This is a genomic window from Curvibacter sp. AEP1-3 (genome assembly GCF_002163715.1).
Lineage (GTDB): Bacteria > Pseudomonadota > Gammaproteobacteria > Burkholderiales > Burkholderiaceae_C > Allorhodoferax.
The window spans coordinates 2,838,343-2,862,886 of sequence record NZ_CP015698.1; the positions used below are offsets into that span (position 1 = coordinate 2,838,343).

Annotated in this window: 24 protein-coding genes; 13 read left to right on the top strand and 11 right to left on the bottom strand. The window is 60.3% G+C overall.

Annotated features, from left to right (window positions below; all coding sequences use genetic code 11):
* The first annotated feature begins 131 nt into the window (after positions 1-131).
* From AEP_RS13300 to AEP_RS13315, 4 genes are read left to right on the top strand one after another with little or no spacing between them, the layout of a single operon-like run.
* Complete coding sequence (locus tag AEP_RS13300) at positions 132-389, top strand: BufA1 family periplasmic bufferin-type metallophore (protein ID WP_087495825.1); 258 nt, start codon at positions 132-134, stop codon at positions 387-389.
* Between the two features lie 47 nt (positions 390-436).
* The gene (locus tag AEP_RS13305) at positions 437-1,366 is read left to right on the top strand and encodes a DUF692 domain-containing protein (protein WP_087495826.1); all 930 of its coding nucleotides are present in this window, start codon (positions 437-439) and stop codon (positions 1,364-1,366) included.
* Entirely contained in the window at positions 1,363-2,136 is a 774-nt protein-coding gene (locus AEP_RS13310; protein WP_087495827.1) for an HvfC/BufC N-terminal domain-containing protein, read from the top strand. The genes AEP_RS13305 and AEP_RS13310 overlap by 4 nt, the downstream gene beginning before the upstream one ends.
* Positions 2,137-2,167: 31 nt before the next feature.
* Complete coding sequence (locus AEP_RS13315) at positions 2,168-2,653, top strand: DoxX family protein (protein ID WP_087495828.1); 486 nt, start codon at positions 2,168-2,170, stop codon at positions 2,651-2,653.
* Between the two features lie 60 nt (positions 2,654-2,713).
* Here AEP_RS13315 and AEP_RS13320 read toward each other — a convergent pair whose 3' ends face one another.
* Positions 2,714-3,916 carry an ammonium transporter gene (locus AEP_RS13320; protein WP_087495829.1) on the bottom strand — a complete coding sequence of 401 codons (1,203 nt, stop codon included), beginning with the start codon at positions 3,914-3,916 and terminating at the stop codon, positions 2,714-2,716.
* 270 nt (positions 3,917-4,186) lie between these two features.
* Between AEP_RS13320 and metX the strand changes: the two genes are divergently transcribed.
* The 6 genes from metX (at position 4,187) to AEP_RS13350 (ending at position 11,057) form a co-directional block, all read left to right on the top strand.
* Complete coding sequence (gene metX, locus AEP_RS13325) at positions 4,187-5,335, top strand: homoserine O-succinyltransferase MetX (protein ID WP_087497334.1); 1,149 nt, start codon at positions 4,187-4,189, stop codon at positions 5,333-5,335.
* The gene (gene metW, locus AEP_RS13330; RefSeq protein ID WP_087495830.1) at positions 5,332-5,913 is read left to right on the top strand and encodes a methionine biosynthesis protein MetW; all 582 of its coding nucleotides are present in this window, start codon (positions 5,332-5,334) and stop codon (positions 5,911-5,913) included. Before metX ends, metW begins: the two co-directional genes overlap by 4 nt.
* A gap of 88 nt (positions 5,914-6,001) precedes the next feature.
* The gene (locus AEP_RS13335) at positions 6,002-7,480 is read left to right on the top strand and encodes a M20/M25/M40 family metallo-hydrolase (protein ID WP_198301824.1); all 1,479 of its coding nucleotides are present in this window, start codon (positions 6,002-6,004) and stop codon (positions 7,478-7,480) included.
* Between the two features lie 14 nt (positions 7,481-7,494).
* A complete protein-coding gene (locus AEP_RS13340; protein WP_087495831.1) occupies positions 7,495-8,337 on the top strand; it encodes an alpha/beta hydrolase in 843 nt (280 codons plus the stop codon).
* 69 nt (positions 8,338-8,406) lie between these two features.
* Positions 8,407-10,428: a putative bifunctional diguanylate cyclase/phosphodiesterase gene (locus tag AEP_RS13345; protein WP_198301825.1), complete on the top strand. Its 2,022-nt coding sequence runs from the start codon at positions 8,407-8,409 to the stop codon at positions 10,426-10,428.
* A 29-nt stretch (positions 10,429-10,457) separates the two neighbouring features.
* Positions 10,458-11,057, top strand: a complete 600-nt coding sequence (locus AEP_RS13350) for a chalcone isomerase family protein (RefSeq protein WP_087495833.1) — start codon at positions 10,458-10,460, stop codon at positions 11,055-11,057.
* Here the strand turns inward: AEP_RS13350 and AEP_RS13355 are convergent.
* The 3 genes from AEP_RS13355 to AEP_RS13365 all read right to left on the bottom strand — a co-directional run bounded on the left by AEP_RS13355 (position 11,032) and on the right by AEP_RS13365 (position 14,136).
* Positions 11,032-12,201 (bottom strand): MFS transporter, encoded by a 1,170-nt coding sequence (locus tag AEP_RS13355; protein WP_087495834.1) that lies wholly within the window; start codon positions 12,199-12,201, stop codon positions 11,032-11,034. The two genes, AEP_RS13350 and AEP_RS13355, sit on opposite strands and share 26 nt — an antisense overlap.
* Positions 12,198-12,923 (bottom strand): 16S rRNA (uracil(1498)-N(3))-methyltransferase, encoded by a 726-nt coding sequence (locus tag AEP_RS13360; protein ID WP_087495835.1) that lies wholly within the window; start codon positions 12,921-12,923, stop codon positions 12,198-12,200. Before AEP_RS13360 ends, AEP_RS13355 begins: the two co-directional genes overlap by 4 nt.
* A 76-nt stretch (positions 12,924-12,999) precedes the next feature.
* Positions 13,000-14,136: an aminoglycoside phosphotransferase family protein gene (locus AEP_RS13365; RefSeq protein WP_087495836.1), complete on the bottom strand. Its 1,137-nt coding sequence runs from the start codon at positions 14,134-14,136 to the stop codon at positions 13,000-13,002.
* A gap of 90 nt (positions 14,137-14,226) precedes the next feature.
* Between AEP_RS13365 and AEP_RS13370 the strand changes: the two genes are divergently transcribed.
* Genes AEP_RS13370 through rsmA form a run of 3 tightly spaced genes read left to right on the top strand, consistent with a single transcriptional unit; the run spans position 14,227 to position 18,709 of the window.
* Complete coding sequence (locus tag AEP_RS13370) at positions 14,227-16,599, top strand: LPS-assembly protein LptD (RefSeq protein WP_087495837.1); 2,373 nt, start codon at positions 14,227-14,229, stop codon at positions 16,597-16,599.
* Between the two features lie 5 nt (positions 16,600-16,604).
* Positions 16,605-17,915 carry a peptidylprolyl isomerase gene (locus AEP_RS13375; protein WP_087495838.1) on the top strand — a complete coding sequence of 437 codons (1,311 nt, stop codon included), beginning with the start codon at positions 16,605-16,607 and terminating at the stop codon, positions 17,913-17,915.
* Positions 17,912-18,709, top strand: a complete 798-nt coding sequence (gene rsmA / locus AEP_RS13380) for a 16S rRNA (adenine(1518)-N(6)/adenine(1519)-N(6))-dimethyltransferase RsmA (protein WP_087495839.1) — start codon at positions 17,912-17,914, stop codon at positions 18,707-18,709. The genes AEP_RS13375 and rsmA overlap by 4 nt, the downstream gene beginning before the upstream one ends.
* An 86-nt stretch (positions 18,710-18,795) precedes the next feature.
* On the opposite strand, the gene AEP_RS13385 is transcribed toward rsmA, so the two are convergent.
* From AEP_RS13385 to AEP_RS13415, 7 genes are all read right to left on the bottom strand, one after another.
* Positions 18,796-19,011 (bottom strand): hypothetical protein, encoded by a 216-nt coding sequence (locus AEP_RS13385; protein ID WP_087495840.1) that lies wholly within the window; start codon positions 19,009-19,011, stop codon positions 18,796-18,798.
* The gene (locus AEP_RS13390; RefSeq protein ID WP_087495841.1) at positions 18,990-19,391 is read right to left on the bottom strand and encodes a barstar family protein; all 402 of its coding nucleotides are present in this window, start codon (positions 19,389-19,391) and stop codon (positions 18,990-18,992) included. The genes AEP_RS13385 and AEP_RS13390 overlap by 22 nt, the downstream gene beginning before the upstream one ends.
* Positions 19,392-19,425: 34 nt before the next feature.
* Positions 19,426-19,770 (bottom strand): ribonuclease, encoded by a 345-nt coding sequence (locus AEP_RS13395; protein WP_232460016.1) that lies wholly within the window; start codon positions 19,768-19,770, stop codon positions 19,426-19,428.
* Positions 19,771-19,969: 199 nt separating this feature from the next.
* On the bottom strand, positions 19,970-22,330 hold the full coding sequence (locus AEP_RS13400; RefSeq protein ID WP_087495843.1) for an NADP-dependent malic enzyme: 2,361 nt from the start codon (positions 22,328-22,330) through the stop codon (positions 19,970-19,972).
* 156 nt (positions 22,331-22,486) lie between these two features.
* Positions 22,487-23,674 carry an NAD(P)/FAD-dependent oxidoreductase gene (locus AEP_RS13405; RefSeq protein WP_087495844.1) on the bottom strand — a complete coding sequence of 396 codons (1,188 nt, stop codon included), beginning with the start codon at positions 23,672-23,674 and terminating at the stop codon, positions 22,487-22,489.
* Positions 23,675-23,778: 104 nt separating this feature from the next.
* The gene (locus AEP_RS13410; protein ID WP_087495845.1) at positions 23,779-23,943 is read right to left on the bottom strand and encodes a rubredoxin; all 165 of its coding nucleotides are present in this window, start codon (positions 23,941-23,943) and stop codon (positions 23,779-23,781) included.
* 100 nt (positions 23,944-24,043) lie between these two features.
* Complete coding sequence (locus tag AEP_RS13415) at positions 24,044-24,526, bottom strand: rubrerythrin family protein (RefSeq protein ID WP_087495846.1); 483 nt, start codon at positions 24,524-24,526, stop codon at positions 24,044-24,046.
* Between the last annotated feature and the right edge of the window lie 18 nt (positions 24,527-24,544).

The following is a 24,544-nucleotide window of genomic DNA, read 5'->3' on the forward strand; positions in this document are numbered from 1 at the left end:
TGAATTCTTTTTGCGCGGAGTGTAAGAAAGCACATGGCAGCAGGACTAAACGTCAACCACAGCGCTGGAGCGCACCGCACCGGACGCTGAATGGTTGTTTTCATTGATGCAATTACTTTAGGAGTTTCGACATGAACCAACGTGCCCTGCTTGCCGCTACCGCTGCCACCCTGATGTCCCTCACCCTGGCGTCCGCCCCTGTTGCCGCCCAGGAAAAAGAGAAATGCTTCGGCATCGCCAAGGCCGGTCAAAACGACTGCGCAAACGCTTCCGGTAGCCACTCGTGTGCCGGCCAGTCCAAAGTGGACATGGACAAAGGCGAATGGAAATATGTGGCCAAAGGCACCTGCGAAAAAATGAAGGGCAGCCTGATGGCGCCCAAGATGTAATACCGCATCGATTGCATTTCCAAGTCCGCCCCCACGCATACCCGCTCATGCAAGCACCACATGCCCCGGCGTTGTCCGGCGACATTCAGACCGGTATCGGGTGGCGGCACCCTCAATACGCGCAGCTGCTGCAACAGCAACCTTCGCTGGACTTTCTGGAGGTCCATTCCGAGAATTTTTTTGCCCGCGGTGGCGCCAGCCTGGCTGTGTTGGAACAGGGGCGTGCCCTGTATCCGGTCAGCCTGCACGGCGTGGGCCTCTCATTAGGATCGGCCGCGGGGCTGGACTCTTGGCATCTGGACCAATTGGAGGCACTGGTACGCCGCATCGACCCGGTCAGGGTCAGCGACCATGCCAGCTTTGCCCGCGCGCCATGGGGTTCGGTCGCCATGGTGCATGCTGCCGACCTTCTGCCATTGCCATTCAGTGACGAAGCGCTGGACACGCTTTGTTCCAACGTGCAGCGTGTGCAAGACCGCTTGCAGCGTCGCTTCATGGTGGAAAACCTGTCGGCCTATCTTCAGTGGCGTCCGGTGCCGGGCGAGCAGGAATGGTCTGAGCCGGATTTCCTCAATGCCTTGGCCCGCCGCACAGGCTGCCAGTTGCTGGTCGATGTGAACAACATCTACGTCAATGCCCTGAACGCACAACTGCAGGGCGATGCCCGCGATCCGGTGGCCGCATGCTCTGCCTGGCTGGATGCCATCGACCCCGCTTCGGTGGGCGAGCTGCATGTGGCCGGCCATTGCGAGGTGAATGACGCGCACGGCCACATCGTGATCGATGACCACGGAAGCCGAGTCTCCGACGCGGTGTGGGCGGTCTACCGCCATGCCATCCGGCGCTTTGGCGCGGTGCCTACACTGATGGAGTGGGACACCGACGTGCCAGCCTTGGAAGTGCTGCTGGGTGAAGCCGGCGTGGCGCGCCAGATGGCACAAACCGCCTTGCAGCAAGCCGAGGCGTGCGACGCATGAGCACCCTCGCACAGCAACAACAAGCGTTGGTGGCAGCGCTTTTCGATTGGCCAGCGGAAAATGCTATGAAAAACATAGCTGCCTGCGCAATGGACCCGGGCGCCAGAGGCCTGAAAGCCTATCAATCCAATGCGCATGCGCTGGCAGAACGCGCGCTGCAGGCCGCTTATCCAGTATTAACCCAACTATTAGGCGTGGAAAGCATGGGGGATCTGGCCCGTGCCTACTGGCATGCCCACCCCCCTGTGCGCGGCGATGTGGCGCAATGGGGCGAAAGCCTGGCTGCCTTTATGGCGAGCAGCAGCCAGCTGCAGGACACGCCTTTTCTCCCCGATGTGGCGCGTTTGGAATGGGCCCTGCACAGCATGGCCACGCTGGAAGACGCGACCTCGGACCTGAACACCTTGACGCTATTGAGCACCCAGGACCCCGGCATGTTGTGCTTACGCTTGGCGCCCGGTACCGCTGTGCAGTGCAGTGATTGGCCGGTTGCCACCATCCATGCGGCGCATGGTGAGAACGGCCCCAGCTTTGAAGAGGTCGGTCGTTTGTTGCAAGCCCATGCGGGCGAAGATGCAGTGGTCTGGCGGCAGGGGTTCAAGCCCTGTGTACGTGTGGCCTTGGAGGGGGAGGCTGCGCTCCTTCACGCCCTGCTAGCGCGCCGCAGCTTGGGTCAGGCCTTGGACGACGTGCCCCATCTGGATGTTTCGCAGTGGCTGACCGTAGCTGTTCAAAGCGGCTTGTTGTTGGCGGTGTCTTCCGGCGAGTGATCGCTATGTCCTGTGTTTGAAAAGAGTCTGTATGAAATCTCTATTGGCAACCTCAACCCGCGCCGGTGGCGGGCATTGGCTCACGCGCTTTGCCACGCTTGTGGCAAGCGGTCACCGTGTACTGGACGCATTGCAAGTGCCTGCTGCGTTGCTGGCGCGGCTGTATGTCGCGAGCGCATTTTTCTCTTCCGGCTTGACCAAGCTGCGTGACTGGGACATCACACTGTCCTTGTTCATGGATGAATACCACGTGCCCCTGCTGTCTCCGGAGCTGGCAGCCTGGATGGGCACGGCGGGTGAGCTCGTATTGCCGGTCTTGTTGGTCTTGGGCTTGGGGGGCCGGTTTGCGGCCTTGGGCCTGAGTGTGATCAACGTGATGGCGGTGCTGTCCCTGAGCGAGATTGCGCCCGCAGCGCTACAGCAGCACATCACTTGGGGTGTGTTGCTGCTGACTCTGGCTTTGTATGGTCCGGGCGCATGGGCGGCAGACCGGCTTATTAATAAAAATGGGCGCTAGCGCCCATTAAATATGCGCGGGTAGCTATGAAAAGCATAGCTACCCGCTTTTGCGGTACGACTACCAGTTGGCTTCCCGCTCCGGCGATGCGCTGATTTTGTGAATGGAGAGGTCTGCACCGTCGTATTCCTCTTCCTGGCTCATGCGCAGGCCGACGGTAGCCTTGAGCAGTCCGTAAACCACAAAGCCCGCCGCGGCTGCCCATGCCACGCCCATGGAAGTGCCGATGAGCTGGGCCATGAAGTTGACGCCACCCAAGCCGCCGAATGCAGTGCTACCGAAAATGCCTGCCGCAATGCCACCCCAAGTGCCGCACAGGCCGTGCAGCGGCCACACGCCCAGCACGTCGTCAATCTTCCATTTGTTCTGGGTCAGGGTGAACATGACCACAAAAATGGCGCCGGCCACACCGCCCACCACCAGTGCGCCCAGCGGGTGCATCAGGTCGGAACCGGCGCACACGGCCACCAGGCCAGCCAAGGGGCCGTTGTGCACAAAGCCGGGGTCGTTTTTGCCCATGAGCAGGGCCACCAGCGTGCCGCCCACCATGGCCATGAGCGAGTTCACCGCCACCAGGCCGGACATTTTGTCGAGTAGCTGTGCGCTCATCACATTGAAGCCGAACCAACCCACGATCAAAATCCACGCGCCCAAGGCGAGGAAAGGAATGCTGCTTGGCGGGTGAGCCGACATCGCGCCATCTTTGCGATAGCGGTTGCTCCGTGCACCCAGCAAAAGCACGGCACCCAAAGCGATCCAGCCGCCCACGGCGTGCACCACCACGCTACCGGCAAAGTCGTGAAACTCGTCGCCGGTGAGCGCCTTGATCCAGGCTTGCACGCCGAAGTGCTGGTTCCAGACAATGCCTTCAAAGAAGGGGTAGACCACACCGACGATGACGGCCGTGGCAATGAGCTGCGGCCAGAACTTGGCCCGCTCGGCAATGCCGCCCGAAATGATGGCGGGGATGGCAGCGGCAAAGGTCAGCAGAAAGAAGAACTTCACCAGCTCGTAGCCGTTCTTGGCGGCCAGTTGCTCGGCACCGACAAAGAAGGTGGTGCCGTAGGCCACGGCGTACCCGACCACGAAATACACCACGGTAGACACCGAGAAGTCCACCAGGATTTTGACCAGCGCGTTCACCTGGTTCTTGCGGCGTACGGTGCCGAGTTCCAGAAAGGCAAAACCGGCGTGCATAGCCAGCACCATGATTGCGCCCAACAAAATGAACAAGGCATCCGCGCCCTGTTTTAGTGCTTCCATACGAGTCCTTTGGTCGTTAAATGCTTTTGATTGGTGCAAAACCATTGAAAAATGGCTTTGCGCACCAAAATAAAGCAAAAACCACGCCAGACATTCCAAGCTGGTGCATGGTTATGCGATGGACCCCGAAAAAGGCGTCCCTTGCTATACTCGCTACTCACAGCGCCAATTTGCTCCAGCTTGCGGGCGCTTAATAAATTCAGCTAAACACGGACCCGCCTTTTGGCATTGCAACCCGGCCCGCGTTTAGCGCTGCCGGGTTTTGTTTTTATGCTGATTGCCACGCCCCAAACCATGCGCTTTGATGCCCCTTTGCTGCTGCAAAGCGGGGAGTCCATCCACGGCTATTCCTTGAGTTACGAGACCTACGGCACGCTCAACGCCGACAAGTCCAATGCGGTGCTGGTCTGCCATGCCCTGAACGCTTCGCACCATGTGGCGGGCGTGTACGAGGGTCAGGACAAGTCCGAAGGCTGGTGGGACAACATGATCGGCCCGGGCAAGTCGGTGGATACGGACAAGTTTTTCGTCATCGGCGTCAACAACCTCGGCTCCTGTTTCGGCTCAACCGGCCCCATGCACACTCACCCCGACACGGGCAAGGTCTATGGCGCGGACTTTCCAGTGGTCACCGTCGAAGATTGGGTGAACGCCCAAGCGAAATTGTTGGACGCGTTGGGTATCGAGACCTTGGCCTCGGTCTTGGGTGGCAGCTTGGGCGGAATGCAAGCCCTGAGCTGGACCCTGCAATACCCCGAGCGCATGCGCCACGCGGTGGTGGTGGCCAGTGCACCCAACCTCACGGCCGAGAATATTGCGTTCAACGAAGTGGCGCGCCGCGCCATCGTGACCGATCCCGACTTTCATGGCGGTCATTTTTACGAGCATGGCGTCATCCCCAAGCGAGGCCTGCGCATCGCCCGCATGATCGGCCACATCACGTACCTGAGCGATGACGTGATGAACGAGAAGTTCGGCCGCGAGCTCAAAGACGCCGTGCTGGCCAGCGCTAACGGCTACAAGTACAGCACGCAGGACGTGGAGTTTCAGATAGAGAGCTATCTGCGCTACCAAGGTGACAAGTTTGCGGAGTACTTTGATGCCAACACGTATCTGCTGATCACCCGCGCGCTGGACTACTTTGACCCGGCCAAAGCCTTTGGCGGGGACTTGAGCCAGGCCCTGGCCCGCACCCGCGCCAAGTTTTTGCTGGTGAGCTTTAGGACCGATTGGCGCTTCAGCCCCAAACGCAGCCGCGAGGTGGTGAAGGCCTTGTTGGATAACAAGCGCGAGGTCAGTTACGCTGAAATCGATGCGCCCCACGGACATGATGCTTTTTTGCTCGATGACGCCCGTTACATGAGCGTGATGCGCTCCTATTTTAATAGCATATCCACGGGTTTGGAGGTGGCGGCATGACCGACTTGAATACCTTGCACGCGATTGCCAGTTTGGTGCCTCAAGGTTCGCGGGTGCTCGACCTTGGTTGCGGCGACGGCGCCATGCTGGACTACCTGCAGCGCGAGCGCGGCTGCAGCGGCTACGGCGTGGAGCTGGACGATGCCAATGTGCTGGCTTGTGTCAAACGCGGCGTGAATGTGCTGCAGCTCAACCTCGACCAGGGGCTTACAGTGTTTGAGGACGCCAGCTTTGATGTGGTGCTCCAGATTGACACCCTGCAGCACTTGCGCAATGCCGAAACCATGTTGATTGAGACGGCCCGTGTCGGACGTGTGGGCATTGTGGCCTTCCCCAACTTTGCCCACTGGCCCAACCGCCTGAGCATCTTACAAGGGCGCATGCCCGTGACCAAGCGGTTGCCCTACCAGTGGTACGACACGCCCAACATCCGCGTGGGCACCCATGCGGACCTGGCTGTTCTGGCGCAGCGCAATGGCTTGCGCGTGTTGGACAGCTTTGGTTTGCAGGATGGTCAGACGGTCCGCTTCCTGCCCAACCTGCGGGCCGGCACTTCTGTGTACAAATTGGCACGTTAAAGCAGTCGACTGCGGGTAAGCCTCCAGCAAGATTCAGGCTGCGCATGGCATGATGGATGCCCCGCGCCGAATCTGTATCAGGAGCCCCATGAACGCCCGCGTTCCATCCTCTGTATTCCATACCGCCCAGGCCCTCGAGCACGTCAGTGCTGCCTGGGACACGGACATCGTCCATCGTTTGGAGGAATACATCCGTATTCCGGCCAAGTCGCCGATGTTTGACGCGCAATGGTCGGAGGCCGGCTTGCTGGACACCGTGGTGCGCAATACCGCCCAGTGGATCGAGGCCCAGAAAGTTCCCGGCCTGCAGCTGGAGGTCATCCGGCTGGAGGGTCGTACTCCGGTCATCTTTTTTGAAATACCTGCCAGTGGTGGTGAGGCAGGCGAGGTAACTGCGTCCGGCGAAACCGTGCTCATGTATGGCCATCTGGATAAGCAGCCGGAATTCTCAGGTTGGCGCAACGACCTTGGGCCTTGGACCCCCAAATACGAGGACGGCAAGCTGTACGGCCGTGGCGGCGCGGACGACGGCTACGCTGCCTATGCGGCGATTGCCGCACTGCAGGCGCTCAAAGACCAGAAGCTGCGTCACCCGCGAGTGGTCGGCCTGATTGAGACCTGTGAGGAAAGTGGCTCTTACGACCTGCTCCACTATGTCGACGCACTCAAGCCCCGCTTGGGTGATGTGGGGCTGGTGGTGTGCCTGGACTCCGGAGCCGGCAATTACGACCAGTTGTGGTTGACCAACAGCCTGCGTGGCATGGCCAGCGGCGTGTTGAAGGTCGAAATCCTGACCGAAGGCATTCACTCGGGAGACGCCAGTGGTCTTGTGCCATCGAGCTTCCGCATCCTGCGCCAGGTGTTGGACCGCCTGGAGGACAGCAAAACCGGCCATCTGTTGCCTGCCAACTTCCACTGCGAAGTCCCTGCCGAGCGCATGCAGCAAGCGCGCGCGACTGCCGGAATATTGGGTGATGAATTATTCAAGCGCTTTCCCTGGGCGCACTATGACTGCGGTGGCGCCACTACCTTCGCGTTGCCCACCACCTCGGACCCGCTGGAGGCCTTGCTCAAGCGCACTTGGCAGCCCACGCTGAGTGTCACCGGGGCAGATGGCTTTCCCGACATCAAAAATGCCGGAAACGTGCTGCGGCCTTACACCGCGTTCAAATTGAGCCTGCGTCTGCCACCTTTGGTGGAGGCGGCTTCTGCCGTCCAGGAGTTGAAGACGCTCTTGGAAGACAATGCGCCTTACCAAGCCAAAGTCACGTTTGAAGGGCTGTCCAGCGCCACCGGCTGGAATGCTCCGGATACCGCGCCCTGGTTCGATGCGGCATTGAATGACGCTTCGAATGCGCACTTCGGAGCGCCCTGTGGCCACATTGGTCAGGGCGGTACGATACCGCTCATGAACATGCTGTCCAAGGGCTTCCCGAAAGCACAGATGATGGTGTGTGGTGTGCTGGGCCCCAAGAGCAATGCCCATGGACCGAATGAGTTTTTGCATGTGCCGTATGCCAAAAAACTCACTGCCGCAGTGGCACAGGTGATTTCCCGTTTTCCTTGAACCGGTAGCAAAGCATGGCTTCTGAATCCACTCTGAGTACCTTCACCGCCAGCGACGGCGAAAACCTCGCCGTCCAGGATTGGCCGTTGGAGCCGGGCGTGACGCCCCGCGGCGTTGTGCTCATCGTCCACGGGCTGGGCGAGCATGCCGGACGCTATGACCATGTCGCGCAACAACTCAATGCCTGGGGCTTTGCAGTGCGCGGCTACGACCAGTGCGGCCACGGCGAAAGCAGCGGCTTGCCCGGTAGTCTGCCCTCCGACACCCGCATGCTGGATGACTTGGCCGACATCATCGACAGTACACGTGCCCGCATGGAACCCGCCACTCCGCTGATTCTGTTGGGACACAGCATGGGCGGTCTGGTGACCGGGCGCTTTGTGTCCTTAGGTCTACGCAAGGTAGAGGCGCTCATCATGTCTTCCCCTGCCCTGAATCCGGGCATGAATGCATTCCAGAAATTCCTGGTTGCGGTGTTGCCGAAAATCGCCCCCAACCTGCGCGTAGGCAATGGCCTGAACCCCACCTTCATTTCGCATGACCCCGCCGTGGTGAAGGCCTACACCACGGACCCGCTGGTGCATGACCGCATCTCCGCCCGACTGGCCCGCTTTTTCTCTACTGAGGGGCCGGCTACCGTTGCCGCCGCCCCGCAATGGAAGGTTCCCACTTTGCTGATGTATGCAGGGGATGATCGTCTGGTGAACCCGCAGGGCAGCCGTGACTTTGTGGCTGTGGCCCCCAAAGACCAGGTGACCTCGGTGTGCTTTGATGCGCTGTACCACGAGATCTTCAACGAGAAAGATGCCACACCGGTGTTTGCCGCCATGCGCAGCTGGCTGGACCGGCGGTTTTGAGCGCAGTCCAGCATTGAACCCGGGGTAACTCCGTTGGCATCCATTCCGTTGAGCTGGAAGAAGTTGCGCTTGCGAATTCGCGAGGGCCTGCCCCTGCGCTACACCATGATGTTGGTGGTGGTGATCGGCGTGACCCTGCCTGCGATTCTGTTGCTCACTCTCGAGCAGCAACTGGCGGAAAAGTCCCAGAAAGCCTTGCTGGCACAGAGTGAAACTGCCCTGATGAAGATCGGCAGTGTGTCTATTGCCGAGCCGATGTGGGTGGTTGATCGCGTGGCTCTGGATGCCGCAGCCGCCCGCTTGCTGGAGAGCCCGCAAGTCGTAGCGGTACGTATCGAGGACGGGCTGGCCAATACCCCGGAGATGGAGCGCATCCGGCCGGACTTTGCCGGCTCGTTGGACAAAGATACGTCCGCCGGCCGACTGACCCGCCGGACGCAAAGTGTGATCCGATCAGGGGAGCCCCTGGGCACACTGGTGGTCTGGTTTGACGCCTCTTACGGCCAGGGCCTGTTGCAGGCGCGGCGCGACCAGATGCTGGTGCTCGTGGCCTTGCAGGTGCTGGCCATTCTGGCGGTGCTGATGCCGGTGCTGGTGTCCCGTGTGCTGCGTCCTATCGAGCGTCTGAAAGAACACGCCAGCGCTTTGCTGGACCACAGTCGGGACGACGGCCCGGGTCAGGTGTTTGTATGGCGCAGGCAGGACGAGCTCGGTCTGTTGGGCCGCCATTTGGGACGTGTGCAAGAGGAATTGCGCGGCCTGTTCACCCAGCTCGGTAACAAGAATGCGCAGCTGCAGCAAATGGCGTTTTACGACCAGCTGACCGGCTTGCCGAACCGCTCGCTGTTTATCGATCTGGTGCAGCGCGAAATGCTGTCTGCACAGCGCAACCAACAGCAATTTGGCATCTTTTTCATCGATCTGGACCGCTTCAAGGCCGTCAATGACTCCATGGGTCACGCGGCCGGCGATGCCTTGCTGATTGAAGTGGCGCGTCGATTGCGCGAGGTGTTACGTGAGGTGGATGTGGTCTGCCGCCAGAGCGGCGATGAGTTTTTGGTGCTGGTGCGTGACATTGAGCACTGGGAGTCTCTGGGCGAAATGGCGCAGCGGGTCTTGCGCTCCATTGAGGCACCGGTGGTGTTGGCCAATGCCCCGGTCAAGGTGTCAGCCAGTATCGGTATTTCTCTCTACCCCGAGGATGGCCAGGACTTTGAGACCCTGGTCAAGCATGCCGATATCGCGGTGTACCAAGCCAAGACGCTGGGGCGCGCCAGGTACAGCTACTTCCACTCCGAGCTGAATTCCCGCCTGCAGGCCAACCTGGAGTTGGAGCAGGAGCTGGCCTATGCAATCGGCCATGACCAGCTGGTGCTGCATTACCAGCCGCAGGTCTGCGCCAAAACCGGCGAGATGGTAGCGGTAGAGGCACTGGTGCGCTGGCAGCACCCGACCCGTGGCCTGCTGTATCCCGCCCAGTTCATCGGGCTGGCAGAAGAGTCAGGGCGAATTGCCGAGATGGGTGTCTGGACTCTCCGGGAGGCCTGCCGCCAGTTGGCGGACTGGTCCGCGCGTGGCATACATATCGGCAACATGGCAGTCAATGTGTCAGCGCTGGAGTTCCGTGACCACCGCTTGCTCGACAGTCTGCAGGCAGCGCTGGACGCCAGCGGCATTCCCCCGCAGCGCCTTGAAATTGAGATCACCGAGAGTGTGCTGATGGCGGAAACCGAAACCAGCCAGCGCATCATCGAACGCTTGCGCCAGATCGGGGTTGGCATTGCGATTGATGACTTCGGTACCGGCTATTCGTCGCTGGCCTATCTCAAGCGCCTGCGACCCAACCAACTCAAGATCGACCGCTCTTTCGTTAACGATACAGCCACCGACAGCGACTCTCGCGCTATTGTCAAAGGCGTGGTGGGACTGGCCGAGGCTTTGAGCCTGAATGTGGTCGCTGAGGGGGTGGAGACCGAAGAGCAACGGGCCTTCCTGCAGGACATCGGCTGTCACACCCTGCAGGGTTATTGGATCGCAAAACCACTGACGGTGGAGGCCTTGGAGCAGTGGCTCCTGAACCGACGAACATAATTTTTACAAGAGAAAAGGGAGAGAAAAAGATGACAACACCAACGCACCATCACCTTCGCGCCAGTGTCCTGACACTGGCTCTTTGGAGTGCCATCGGGACGGTGGCAGTGCAAGCCCATGCGGCGACGGTGAGCAGCAACTTCGAAGCGAAGGCCGCGGTGCAGGGCGTGCCTTTGCAGCTCAATGGCGCGGGTACCCGTTACAAGGCGATTTTCCGTGTGTACGACATGGCGCTGTATACCTCTGCCAAGGGCAACACCCCTGAGGCCATCATTGCGATGCCGGGCCCCAAGCGCCTCAGTTTCGTGGCGCTGCGCGATCTGCCGGGCACGGACCTCGGTATCGCTTTCATCAAAGGCCTGTCCAGCAATTCGCCGGCGGACCAAGTGCAAAAGCACGCTGCATCCAGCACCCGCTTGATCGAGATTTTTTCGGGCAAGCCCAAGCTCACGGCAGGCGATACTTTCGCCATGGAATTTGTGCCCGGCAAAGGCACCACTTTTTACATTCAGGGCCAAGCCCAGGGCGCGCCCATCGGAGACGCCGAGTTTTTTGACATGGTGCTCAAGATCTGGATCGGCCCGGTCCCGGCCGACTTCAAGCTCAAGGACGCGCTGCTCGGCCTTTGACCTGCAGCCACAGCAGGCCAGCTGCGGTGATGACCAGTGGAGGGATGGAGCCGATGTTCAGCCATGTCCAGCCCTGCGTCACCACCAGTGCGCCTGAGGCTAATGAGCTCAGGGCCATCACGGCAAACACGCAGAAGTTGATGGCTGCCTGGGCACGGTCTTTTTCCTCGGGGCGATAAGCCGTCAGCGCCAATGTGGTGCTGCCGGTGAACAAGAAATTCCAGCCCACACCCAGCAGGAACAAAGACAGCACAAATTGCTGCAGTTCCACACCACTCAACGCGATGGCCACACACAACAAATTGAGCGCCACGCCGACGGCCATGATGTGCAAAGTGCCGAACCGCTTGATCAGGTGACCGGTGAAAAACCCCGGTGCAAACATACCGATGACATGCCACTCCAGCACGAAGGCTGCATCGTCAAAACCCAGGCCACATTGCTGCATGGCCAGCGGTGTGGCTGCCATGAGCAGATTCATGACTCCGTAGCCCATGGCGGCGCTCAGGCAAGCCACGACGAATGCAGGCTGCTGCGCGATCTCGCTCAGGGGGCGACCGGTAGAGGTTGCCGCATTCGGCGCCTGGTGTGCCGGAAAACGGACGAACGCCATCAGCACCATGGCCAGCAGCCCCACGCCGGCCAGCACCAGGTAGGCACCCGTGAACGGCACCTCCATGACCGTGCGTGTGCGGGCCGCGAGGTTGGGCCCGGCAATCGCGCCGATGAGGCCGCCCGCCAGCACCAGAGAAACAGCCTTTTCCCGGAATGCAGGCAATGCCAGTTCCGCCGCTGCAAAACGGTAGAGCTGGCCGTTGGCGCTGTAGTAGCCGGCTACGACGGTTGCGGCGACCAGGCCCCAGAACTGATGGGCAGCCACGGCCCACGCGCCGGCCAGCGCGGATGCCACTGCCACTGCCAGCCCGATCTGGAAAGAGGTCCGCCGCCCGAAGCGCGCCTGCGTAGCAGCCACCAGAGGCGTCGCCAAAGCACCGCCCACCACATAGCCCATGACAGGCAAAGTCGCCATCCACCCGTAAGGGGCCATGCTCAAACCCACCAGGCCGTTGATGGCAATAAAGGTGACGTTGTTGGTGAGGAATAGCCCTTGGCACAGAGCGAGTAGCCAAAGGCTGCGGTTCATGGTTGAGTCAGTAAAGTGAGTGCTGCCAATGCAGCGGTTTCGGCCCGCAGAACGCGGGGGCCCAGGGAAGCCGGGGAGAAGCCGGCGGCGATAGCGGCATCTTCCTCATGGACGCTCAAGCCCCCTTCGGGACCAGACAGAAACCAGACCGGTGCTACGCCGGCTGGCAAGGAAGCTACCGGGGCGCTACCGGCGCGCAAAGAGAGCAGCAAACGGTGCGGGGTATCTGATTGCGCGCTCGGGCTTTTGAGCCACTGAGCCAGCGTTTGCATGGGGTGCACCACGGGCACCATGTTGCCACCGCACTGTTCGCAGGCCGCCACCGCTACGCTTTGCCAGTGAGCCACTTTCTTTTCGGCGCGCTCGCCACTGAGCTTGAGCACACTGCGCTCCGTCATCAGGGGCTGGATGCTGGCCACACCGAGTTCGGTGGCCTTCTCCACCAGCCAGTCCATGCGGTCGTTGGCGGGCATGCCCACGGCGAGGTGAATCTGACGCGCTGGCTCCCGGGCCACGGTGCGCCGCTGCCCGACCTGAACCGCCACATCGCTGCGGCCCATGCGGGTGACGGTGGCGTCGAATTCGTCAGCGCTTTGCCCGTCAAACAGGGTAATGCTGTCGCCGGGTTGCAGGCGCAGCACCTGCACATGGCGCGCGGCTCCCGCTGGCAATTCCAGAGCGGTGTCGCTGACCAGCGCCGCAGCGCAGAAAAAACGGGGCATAAAACGGTAAGCCGGAGCTTGCTATAAATTCAGGAGCTGCTCGCGCATATTCCACGAGCACCAGGGCGCAATTTGACTATGAGCGACCGAAGGCGAACACATTCGGCACCTCAATGCCTTCCACCTTTTCCACCAAACGCAGCAAGGGCTTGAGCTGGATGTAGCGGCTGCAGGTGCTGCGGATGTAGTCGATAAAGCGGGGCGTGTCGGCCAGGTATTTGGGCTTGCCATCGCGCAGGGTCAGGCGGGCAAAAATGCCGGCAATCTTGAGGTGGCGTTGCAGGCCCATCCATTCCACGCCACGGTAAAACTCACCGAAGTCGTCGCCGACCGGCAGGCCGGCTTTGCGGGCTTTTTCCCAGTAGCGGATGGTCACGTCCAGGCAGAAGTCCTCGTCCCAGGTCAAAAACGCATCGCGCATCAGGCTCGCAATGTCGTAGGTGATGGGGCCGTAGACGGCATCCTGGAAGTCCAGCACACCAAGGTAGCGCGGATCGGCTTTGGAAGGTATTTCCGCAAGATCGGGCACCATCAGATTGCGCGGCATGAAGTCCCGGTGCACATAGACACTCGGCCAGGACAGGTTGTTCTGGATCAACAAGGCAAATGTGTCGTCCAGCGTCTTGCGCATGAGCGCATCAAGGGTGAAGTTCCGGTGGCGGACTATGTACCACTCAGGAAAAAGCTCCAGCTCGCGGCGCAGCAAAGCCTCGTCATACGGAGGCAGCACACCCGGGGCTGAGGCCAGCTGCCATTGCACCAGGGTGTCGACGGCATGCAGGTACAGGTCCAGTGGAGGCTTTGCCGGGTCTATCGTTTGCATCATCGTGAGCGTGCCCAGGTCGGTGAGCAGCATGAAGCCGTCGGCTTCGTCCCAAGCCAGTATTTTTGGGGCACGCAGGCCCGCGTGGTTCAGCAGGGCGGCAATGTCGACGAAGGGTTTGCAGTTCTCTTTGTCCGGTGGCGCATCCATGATGACCAGACTGCCCCGACCGCTTTGCACCCGGAAATAGCGGCGAAAGCTTGCATCGGCGGAGGCCAAACCCAGCGTCGTCGGCTCCAGCGAAAAACCGGATTGCAGGCTGTTGAACCACGCATGGAAGCGTTGTTCGCGCGCGGTATCAGCCCAGACAATCGGTTGCGGGGCGGGAGCGGCGGGGGCGGTAGGGGAAGGGGGCGTGGCTGAGGACACGGTGTGAGGGCTTGGGGTCATGGATAATCCATTCTACAAACCCACGCTCTGCCGCCTTGTGCGGCCCGGTGTGGATTCCTGATCCAACTCCTGGTTTCTGCCCTTCGCCCCATGCGTTTTCCTTTGCGCGCCCTGCCCCCCCGGGCGCCTGTCTGCCGGCCACCGCTGACCCGCCTTGTGGCTCTGGTGGCCTTGGCATGCGCGCAGATGTCCGTTCAGGCGCAGGAAACCTCGGACGAAGCGCCACTCACGCTCAACAGCTCTCCGCGCTTGCAGGAGGGCATAGGCCAAGCCCAGCTGGATGCCGCGCCGGTTTTCTTGATGGGTGAGCAGATCACCGGTCGTCCTGACCTCGAAACCATCGTCCAGGGCCAGGCGGAAATGCGTAAGCCCGGCACCGTGATCAAGGCCGATCGGTTGGAGTACTTCGCACCGAATGACCGGGCCCGGGCTATGGGTAACGTGCGCATCAACCGCAATGGCAATGTGTTTGAGGGTCCGTCGCTGGACCTCAAGGTGGAAGCCTTCGAGGGGACCTTCGAGTCACCGACCTATCGCTTTCTGCAGAACGATGCACATGGGGATGCATCCAAGGCTGAGTTCATGGATCCGGACCGCACCGTTGTGCGCAATGCCACATATACCACCTGCAGGCGGAAACCTGGCCCGGATTGGGTGCCAGACTGGGTCTTGCGGGCAGCAGATATCGAGTTCGATACCGGCGAAGATGTGGGCATTGCCCATGGCGCCTACCTGCACTTCATGGATGTGCCCATCCTGCCGGTGCCGGCGATCAGCTTTCCTTTGAGTGACGCCCGCAAATCCGGTGTCATGCCGCCCACCATCGGATTGGGCGACGTGAATGGCACAGAACTGAGCGTGCCTTACTACTGGAACATTGCGCCCAACCGGGACGCGACCGTTACCCCTACTGTGATGACGGCGCGGGGCGTGACCGTGGCCGGTGAGTTCCGTTACCTGGAGCCCACCTATTCCGGTGTGCTGCGGGCGAATTACATGCCATCGGACAAACTGCGCAGCGCCGACCGTTGGGGTGCGACGGTGAACCAGACCGGCAATCTCGGAACGGATCTCGGTAATGTGGCCTACACCTTGAACCTGAACCGGGTGAGCGATGACAACTACTGGAGTGATTTCAGCAGCATAGGGTCCCTGACGTCGCGTACCCTGGCCAACGACATGCAAGCAACGTGGGCCCGCTCAGGCTACACCGTGACGGGACGTTCCCTGAAGTGGCAAACCTTGCAGTCCAGCAGTTCGGTGATCACGCCGCCCTATGACCTGACCCAGTTGAATGTGCAGTACAGCCAGCTCAATGACCGCGGCTTTGACTGGTCTGTGCAAGGCGATATGTCGCAGTTTGAGTCGGACAAAAGTCTGACGAAACAACCAAATACTCAGCGTTTGTATGGCTTGGCTCAAGTAAGCCGGCCGTTCATTGCACCGGAGGGCTACATCACGCCCAAGTTGCAGTTGCACACATCGGCATACCAATTTGACTCAACGCTCAGCAATGGCAATCGCTCCGCTGACAGCACGGTACCGACGTTCAGCCTGGATGCGGGGCTGGTATTCGAGCGTGAGACGGCCTGGCGCGACCGCGACCTCGTCCAGACGCTGGAGCCGCGCCTGTTCTATGTGCGCACGCCCTACCGCAATCAAAGCTACCTGCCCAACTACGACACGGCCGCCAGCGATTTCAACTTCGCCAGCATCTTTACCGAGAATGCCTACGTCGGCCACGACAAGATTTCCGACAACAACCTGCTCACCTTTGGGCTGACCACCCGCTTCCTGGACGCACAGACGGGTGAGCAACTGGCCCGCTTCGGGGTCGCCCAGCGCTACCGCTTTGAAGACCAGCTAGTTACCCTGAACTCCACGACCGCGCCGGCTTTGGCGGGTTGGAGCGATGTGATGCTGGGTGCTGGCGTGAATTTCTCCCGCCAGTGGGGTGTTGACTCCACCGTGCAATACAACCCGTTGACGGCCCAGTCCAGCCGCGCCACGGTGGGCGCGCGCTACACGCCGTCACCGTACCGGGTATTCAATGCAGCCTATCGCTTTCAGCGCGACGTCAGCGAGCAGATCGATTTCAGCTGGCAATGGCCTTTGAATGATTTGTGGGGCGATGCGGACCAGTTCTCCGGTACCGGCAAGGGCCTTGGCGAAGGTCGCTACTATGCCGTGGGCCGACTCAACTACAGCTTGAATGAAAGTCGCATGGTCGATACCCTGCTGGGCGTCGAGTACGATGCGGGCTGCTGGCTGGCCCGGGTCGTGGTGGGGCGTGTGCAAACCAGCAGTACGTCCTCGACCAGCAGTATCAAATTCGAGCTGGAGTTCGTCGGCTTTACCCGCTTGGGAGTCAGCCCCTTGCAGACCCTGAAATCCAATATTTCGCGTTACCAGAACTTGCGTGAAACAGGTGGCTCCAACAGCCGCTTCAGTAACTACGATTGAAAACCATGAAATCCAGCGTACGCGCATGGGCCTTTGCGTGCCTCCTGACAGCGGCAACCCCGGCCCTGATGGCCCAGCAGGCCCTTCCGGGTGACTACATCGTTGCCGTGGTGAACTCCGAGCCCATCACCTTTCAGGAGCTGAGCATCGAAGTGCGGCGCGTGTCGCAGCAGTTAACGCAGCAGGGACAGGCAACACCAGCTCCTGAAGAGCTTCGCCGCTTGGTGTTGGAGCGGATGATCAATGACAAGGCCCAGTTGCAGTTGGCCCGGGAACAGGGGATCCGCATGGATGCCACAGCTATCGATCGTGCAGAGCAGAACGTGGCCAGCCAGAACGGCGTGGATGTGCTTGCCCTGCGGCAGAAGCTCGCCAAAGACGGTGTGACCGTGCAGTCTTTCCGCGATGGCCTGCGCGATCAGCTGACCCTCAGCCGCTTGCATGAGCGCGAGGTGGAGTCCTCCATCAAGGTGTCGGATGTTGATGTGGATCGTGCGATTCAGGAGCAACAGGCCAACAACACGGATCCATTCGCCCAGGAACTCAATATTGCGCAAATCCTGATCGTGGTGCCCGAGAAGGCCAATGGCGAAGAAGCTGCAGCCTTGTACGTCAAAGCCCAAAAAGTGTTGCAGCGCGCCCGCGATGGCGAGGACTTTACCAACCTCGTCAAAGAATTTTCCGCAGCGGACCGCAACAATGGAGGACAGATCGGACTGCGCCGTGGTGACCGGTTGCCGCCTTCGTTTGTGACCGCCACCCAAGGCTTGAAAGTGGGCGAGATTGCGGACGTGGTGCGTACCGGTGCGGGTTTCCACATCCTCAAGCTGGTGGAGCGCAAGGCGCCGACCCGCCTGGTCCAGACCATGGTTCAAACGCGTGCACGCCACATTTTGTTGCGCAATTCGCCCCAGCTTCCCCAAGCCCAGGCGATTGCCCGATTGGTCGATGCCCGCCAACAGATCGTAAGCGGAAAGACCGATTTCGCGTCCATGGCCCGCAAGATGTCGCAAGACTCGTCAGCCGAACAGGGTGGGGATTTGGGTTGGGCTTCACCCGGCATGTTTGTGCCTGAGTTTGAAGAGGCTATGAACCGCTTGCAAGACGAAGGCGCTATCAGTCCGCCGGTGGTGTCTCGCTTCGGTGTACACCTGATTCAGTTGGTGGATAAGCGCCGCGTGGAGTTGAGCCCCCAACAGATCCGCGAGTCCGTTCGCGCCCAGTTGCGCCAGAGCCGCTATGAAGAGGCTTACACCGCTTGGGCGCGCGATGTGCGCGCCCGCGCCTTTGTGGAAATGCGTGAGGCCCCGCAATGAAGCATCTGGCGCGCAAGCGTTTCGGCCAGCACTTTTTGTCGGACTCCGGCATCATCGATGCGATCGTCCAAGCCATCAACCCCCAGCCTGGCGATCCGATGGTCGAGATTGGTCCCGGTCTGGCGGCCCTGACACAGCCTTTGGTAGAACGCCTGGGTCGCCTGACCGTGATTGAGCTGGACCGTGATCTGGCAAAGCGTTTGCGCAGTCATCCTCAGCTCCATGTGATTGAGTCAGATGTGCTGAATGTGGATTTCAGCAGCGCCGACATTGCGCCAGCAGCTCCTGAAAATGTAGCAACCTCCGCAGCCGTAGCCCGCAAACTTCGGGTGGTGGGTAATCTGCCCTACAACATCTCAACGCCCATCCTTTTCCATTTGCTGGACTACGTGAAGTGCATTGAAGACCAGCATTTCATGCTGCAAAAGGAAGTGATTGATCGCATGGTGGCCCCGCCTGACAGCTCCGATTTCAGTCGCCTGAGTGTGATGCTGCAATGGCGCTATGCGATGGAGGACGTGCTGTTTGTTCCTCCGGAATGCTTCGATCCCCCGCCCCGGGTCAATAGTGCCGTGGTGCGCATGGTGCCCCTGGCCCAGCCGCCAGTGTTGGATGTGGGGCTGTTTTCGGAAATGGTGCAGGTGGCGTTTAGCCAGCGTCGCAAGTTGCTGCGCCACACACTGGGGGCCTGGCTGGAGCAGAAGGGTTTTTCAGGCCAGTTTGACGTGCAACGTCGCGCCCAGGAGGTTCCGGTGGAAGAGTATGTGGCTTTGGTGCAATCGCTGAAGGCTTAACTACCCGTTAGAGCGCGTTTGCTTTTGGAGCTCCTATGGAAAAAGGCCTGTCACAGACAGGCCTTTTTGCTTCCCTACCGTACTGATCAGGCGGCTGCCAACCAGTATCCCGCGTTAAAGGGGCTGCTCATGCGCAACGCCAGGGGAGACACATCCAACAACTTGTCGGTCGGCATTTTTTCGCCGGTGTCGGTAATCGGCTCTGCAATGGCAATTTCTGCCACGGCTTCGCTGCTTGCCTCGTTCGCCCGTTCTGCTTGGCTGGTTTGTGCAGAACGGGCTACAGAAAAGAATAGAAGCATCGGAAAGGAATTTTCCGGTCTCCCCAGTAGTCCGCGGTGTCACGGAAGATGTCCAAGAGCTGTTCGCGCGCTTCCTTGTCGAATTTGACGTTCGCGGGAATGTGTTCCAGCACCGCCACAAAACCGGGCTGAGGGCCCGACTTGTGCACAGGGTCGGTCAGGTTGTCGTACAGCGCGTCAAAATTCTTGCTGACGGTGGTTGGCAGCATGAATTGCTGGCCGATCATGTCCAGCACGTCCTGTTTGGTCTGGGCGTTAGCCAGGTTGGCGTACAGAAAGTGGTGACCCAGGCCTTGTGCGGCTTCCTGCAGGTCCGACACGCGAAAAGCGCGGATCGATTGAACGATATTCGTTCTGACAGTTCGAAGTGGCGTATCCATCCCCGATTCTCTTTCTCAAAGTACAAAATTCGGCTCAGGGCACGATCTTGCGAAAACTCGCATAGTGATCGGCCGTGTAATAACAGGCTTGAGGTGCAGTGACTTGCTTGCCGCCGCACACAATTCTTCGGGCTCCCCGGTTGGACGCTCCGGGCGTCTTCACGGTGTATTCGCGGTAAAAACCTCGGGGCTGCAAGGGCAGAATCCGCTCCCGGTTACCGAAGACGTCGCCGTCTTTGTCGTAGGGAAAAGGACCACCTTGCAGGACCAGGTTGTAGGTCGTACGGGCTTGGGGAGGCAGGCTGGCAAGTGCAACAGTCGACTCTGCGACAAAAGCCGGAGCTTCTTTGGCAGAGGAGACACCGGCAGACCATGCCACCGTCACAAACAAGCCAGTAAGTACTAACTTGATAACTCCCTTGTGCACCCAGAATCCTTTACGACTACCGCGGGTTAACCCGAAAAAGTAAGCCGCTAGTGTCGCGTATTCGGCACAAAAAAGCAAGGGCTTGCTCAATAAATAAGCAAGCCCTTACACAAATTTTACACGCAGAGTGGGCACTAACTGCCCTGAAAACTCAGCGTGTAGCGTTGGCGTCTGCGACCGTCAGAGCAGTCATGTTGACGATGCGGCGCACGGTCGTGCTCGCCGTCAAAACGTGCACCGGTTTGGCTGCACCCAAGAGCACCGGCCCGATGGCGATGTTGCCACCAGCTGCAGTTTTGAGCAGGTTGTAGGCAATGTTGGCAGCGTCGATATTCGGCAGCACCAACAGGTTGGCATCGCCGTGCAGGGTGCTATTGGGCATCAGCGCCTTGCGGGCTGCGCCATCCAGTGCGACGTCGCCGTGCATCTCGCCGTCCACTTCCAGCCAAGGAGCTTGTTCGCGCAGCAGTTCCAGGGTGCGGCGCATTTTGATGGCGCTGGGTTCGTTGCTGCTGCCGAAGTTGGAGTGGCTGAGCAATGCAGCCTTGGGCTTGAAGCCGAAGCGCATCATTTCTTCGGCGGCCATGACCGTGATTTCGCACAGCTGTTCGGCGGTCGGGTCGTAGTTGACGTGGGTGTCCACCAGAAAGACCTGGCGGTTGGGCAGCATCAGGCCGTTCATGCAGGCATAAATCTGCACGTCCTGCGGGGTGCTGGGGCTGCCGCCGTGGCGTTTGCCGATCACCTGGTCGATGTAATGCAAGTGCGTGGCGGTGGTGCCCCAGGTGCCGCAGATCAGGCCGTCTACATCGCCCTTGTTCAGCAACATGGCCCCAATCAGCGTCAGACGGCGGCGCATTTCAATCTTCGCCATCTGGACTGTGACACCTTTGCGCTCAGTCATGCGGTGGTAGGACTGCCAGAAGTCGCGATAGCGGTGGTCCTGCTCGACGTTGACGACGTTGTAGTCCACGTTTTCTTTCAGGCGCAGACCAAATTTTTCGATGCGCTCGGCAATCACCGCAGGACGTCCGATCAAGGTGGGCAGTGCGAGGCGCTCGTCCACCACGATCTGGGCGGCACGCAGCACGCGCTCGTCTTCGCCCTCGGCGTAGGCCACGCGCTTCTTCAGGGCCTTCTTGGCAGCATTGAAGATGGGCTTCATGGTGGTGCCAGAGGCATACACAAAGCTTTGCAGCTTCTCGCGGTAGGCATCCATGTCCTGGATGGGGCGCAATGCCACGCCGCTGTCTGCAGCTGCCTGCGCCACCGCCGGTGCAATCTTCATCATCAAGCGCGGATCGAAGGGCTTGGGAATCAGGTACTCCGGGCCAAAAGCGAGCTGCTCGCCCACATAGGCGGCGGCCACCACTTCGCTCTGCTCGGCCTGGGCCAGTTCGGCGATCGCGTGGACGGCTGCAATTTCCATCTCCAGGGTGATGGTGGAGGCACCGGCATCCAAAGCACCCCGGAAGATGTAGGGGAAACACAGGACGTTGTTGACCTGGTTGGGGTAATCGGTGCGGCCGGTCGCCATGATGGCGTCGTCGCGCACGGCCTTGACTTCTTCCGGCAGGATTTCGGGCGTGGGGTTGGCCAGCGCAAAGATAAGGGGCTTGTCCGCCATGGACTTGACCATGTCCTGCTTGAGCACGCCGCCAGCGGACAGGCCCAGGAAGATGTCTGCACCCGCAATGACTTCACGCAAAGTGCGGGCATCGGTCTTCTGGGCGAACTGGATCTTGTCCTCGTCCATCAGCTCGGTGCGTCCTTCATAGACCACGCCGGCCAAGTCGGTAACAAAGATGTTTTCACGTGGAATACCCAACTTGACCAGCAAGCCGAGGCAGGCCAATGCCGCAGCACCCGCACCCGAGGTCACGAGCTTGACCTTTTTGGGATCTTTGCCGGCAATTTTCAGGCCGTTCAGGATGGCGGCGCCCACGCAAATGGCGGTACCGTGCTGGTCGTCGTGGAACACCGGGATCTTCATGCGCTCGCGCAACTTGCGCTCCACATAGAAGCAGTCGGGCGCCTTGATGTCTTCGAGGTTGATGCCGCCGAAGGTAGGCTCCAGCGAAGCAATGATGTCGACCAGCTTGTCGAGGTCGTTTTTCTCATCAATCTCGATGTCGAACACATCAATGCCGGCGAACTTCTTGAACAGCACGCCCTTGCCTTCCATCACCGGCTTGGACGCCAACGGACCGATGTCGCCCAGACCCAGCACGGCAGTGCCGTTGGTGATCACGGCCACCAGGTTGCCGCGGCTGGTGTATTTGAAGGCGTTGTTCGGGTCTTTGACGATCTCTTCGCACGGAGCTGCCACACCGGGGGAGTACGCTAGCGCCAGATCATGCTGGTTGATGAGCTGCTTCGTCGCGCTGATCGCTACTTTGCCCGGGGTGGGGAACTCGTGGTACTCCAGCGCCGCTTGCCGCAACTGGGCTTTTTTCTCTGCGGAATTGGAAACAGGGGGGCGTGGCGTGAGCGGCGTGGTCTGGTCTGTCATTCGGCTTCCTCTGTGGCCGGGGCTCTCGCAACACGAGGCGTGCCCCAGCACGGTAATGGGCTTTGCATTGTAGGCTTGGCTCTCTAACTCCCCGCTACAGAGGAGGCCAACTTTATGCGAATGGCGTATGGGGTTATGACCAGTGCTTTGGCGCCCTCACGCCGTAGTGAGCTTGGCCATTTCCATGCGGCGTGCAGTGCTCTTGCCCGCCAGCACAAAGCCCCGTTGCTGACCGGCCGAATCCACAAAACGCCAGGCACCCTCACTGCCTTCAGCCTCCCATTGGCCCGTCGTGGCGGGATGCGCTGCAGCCACCACAATGGGCAAAGCCGGTGTTTTGATGCTGACTGGCATCAAGGGAAACACCACTTCGGTGGGTGTGCCTGCCAGGGTCGCGGCCAGTGCGCGCGCTGCAGTCATTACGGGCATGACGTAAGGGAGGGTGCGTTGACCGGCGCTCTCGTACTGGGCACAGTCGCCCAGGGCGTAGACATCCGCGGCGGAGGTTTCCAAGCGAGTGTTTACAAGGACACCCCGTTCACAGGCCAGACCTGCGGCCAGTGCCAGAGCGGTATCGGCGCGCAAGCCAATGGCGCTGAGTACCAGATCGGCCGGTACGGTGCTGCCATCCGCCAGGGTGGCCAGCAGCTTTCCGTTGGCATCCGCATTCACAGACGCGACCGAGGTGCCGAAGTGCCATTGCACGCCCAGGCCGGACAAAGCGGCCTGCAACTGTTCGCTTGCTTCGGCGGGCAACAAGGCAGCCAATGGGCGCGCAGCGGGGTCCGCCACATGCACTTGCACGCCGGCGAGTGCGAGGTCGTTGGCAAACTCGCAGCCGATCAGGCCGGCACCCATCACTACTACGGTTTTACCTTCGCCACTGCCGGGCACGGTGGCGTCCACACCCAGTGCGGCGTGGAAACCCGCGAAATCATCGAGTGTGTTGATGGAGCGCACGCGGTCGGCAGCGTCGCCCTGCAAGGGAATGCGAATCGGGTGAGCACCGGTAGCGAGTACGAGCTGGCGGTAGCCCAAGGTTTGCGCTGTGTCACCCTGACGCACCGTGAGGGTCTTGGCGCTTGTGTCCAGGCTTTCCGCACGTGAACGGTCCATCAGCGTGACTTGCAGGGTCTCGGCCATTTTGGCGGCGGGGGTCGTCACCAGTTGCTCGGGACCCCGCTTTTGGGCGTAAGCGTTGGAAAGCGTGGGCTTGGCATAGAAGTCCCCGCTGTCTGCGGTCACCAGTACCACCGGAGTGTTGGCGTCGAGCTTGCGGAACTCACGCACCGTGGTCCAACCGGCCACGCCGCTACCGATCACGATGACAGGAGAGCTGCTCATGCGCGGGCTCCTGTGCGGTGGCTGTGGGCAGTCGGGCGGAGTGGGGTCGGTGGGATGTTGCGATTCATCGTGATTTCCTGTGGGTGGGCTTGAGGCCGAATGGCCTAGATCGTAACGACCTCGAAGTCCGCTTTGGCTACGCCACAGTCCGGGCACTCCCAGCTCTCGGGCACATCGGCCCACAAGGTTCCGGGCGCAATGCCGTCTTCGGGGCGGCCGGCAGTTTCGTCATACACAAAGCCGCAAACGATGCAGATATAGGTTTTCATGGTATTCAAAGGTAAAGAATCAAAAGTGTTGCTAGCGCATGTGTGATAAGCGCGAGTAGCTATGAAATTAGTAGCGTAAAGCAGCCTGCTGAAGACAGGCTTAAGCGGTCAGAGTTGCCAGTTGCGCCTTGTAGTGGCTGGCGTGGCGCTCCTCGACGCGGGCCAGCGCGGCGAAGCGTTTCTGGGCTTTCTCCAAGGCCGCTTTGAACTGGGCTGCGTGCACCTTGCTTTCTTCAATCTGCTCGTCCATCTCGGCAACGGCTGCGGCATTGCCTTCAGCTTCTGCCGTGGCACGGAAGCCCGGGTACATCTCGCTGTACTCGTAGGTCTCGCCGTCGATGGCGATTTGCAAGGCCTTGGCCGGCGTCATGGTGGCCTTGGGGTACAGCAAGTCCAGGTGACCGAATGCGTGCATGACTTCCTGGTCGGCGGTTTCTTCAAAGGCGCGGGCCGTCGCTTCATCGCCCATCTCGCGGGAAAGCTTGGCGAAATAGCGGTACTTGATATGCGCCATGGACTCGCCGGCGAAGGCGGCTTCCAGATTGGCAAATGTCTTGATCTCGGGGCGTTGTGCGGTGCTCATGGTCATCTCCTGGGGCGG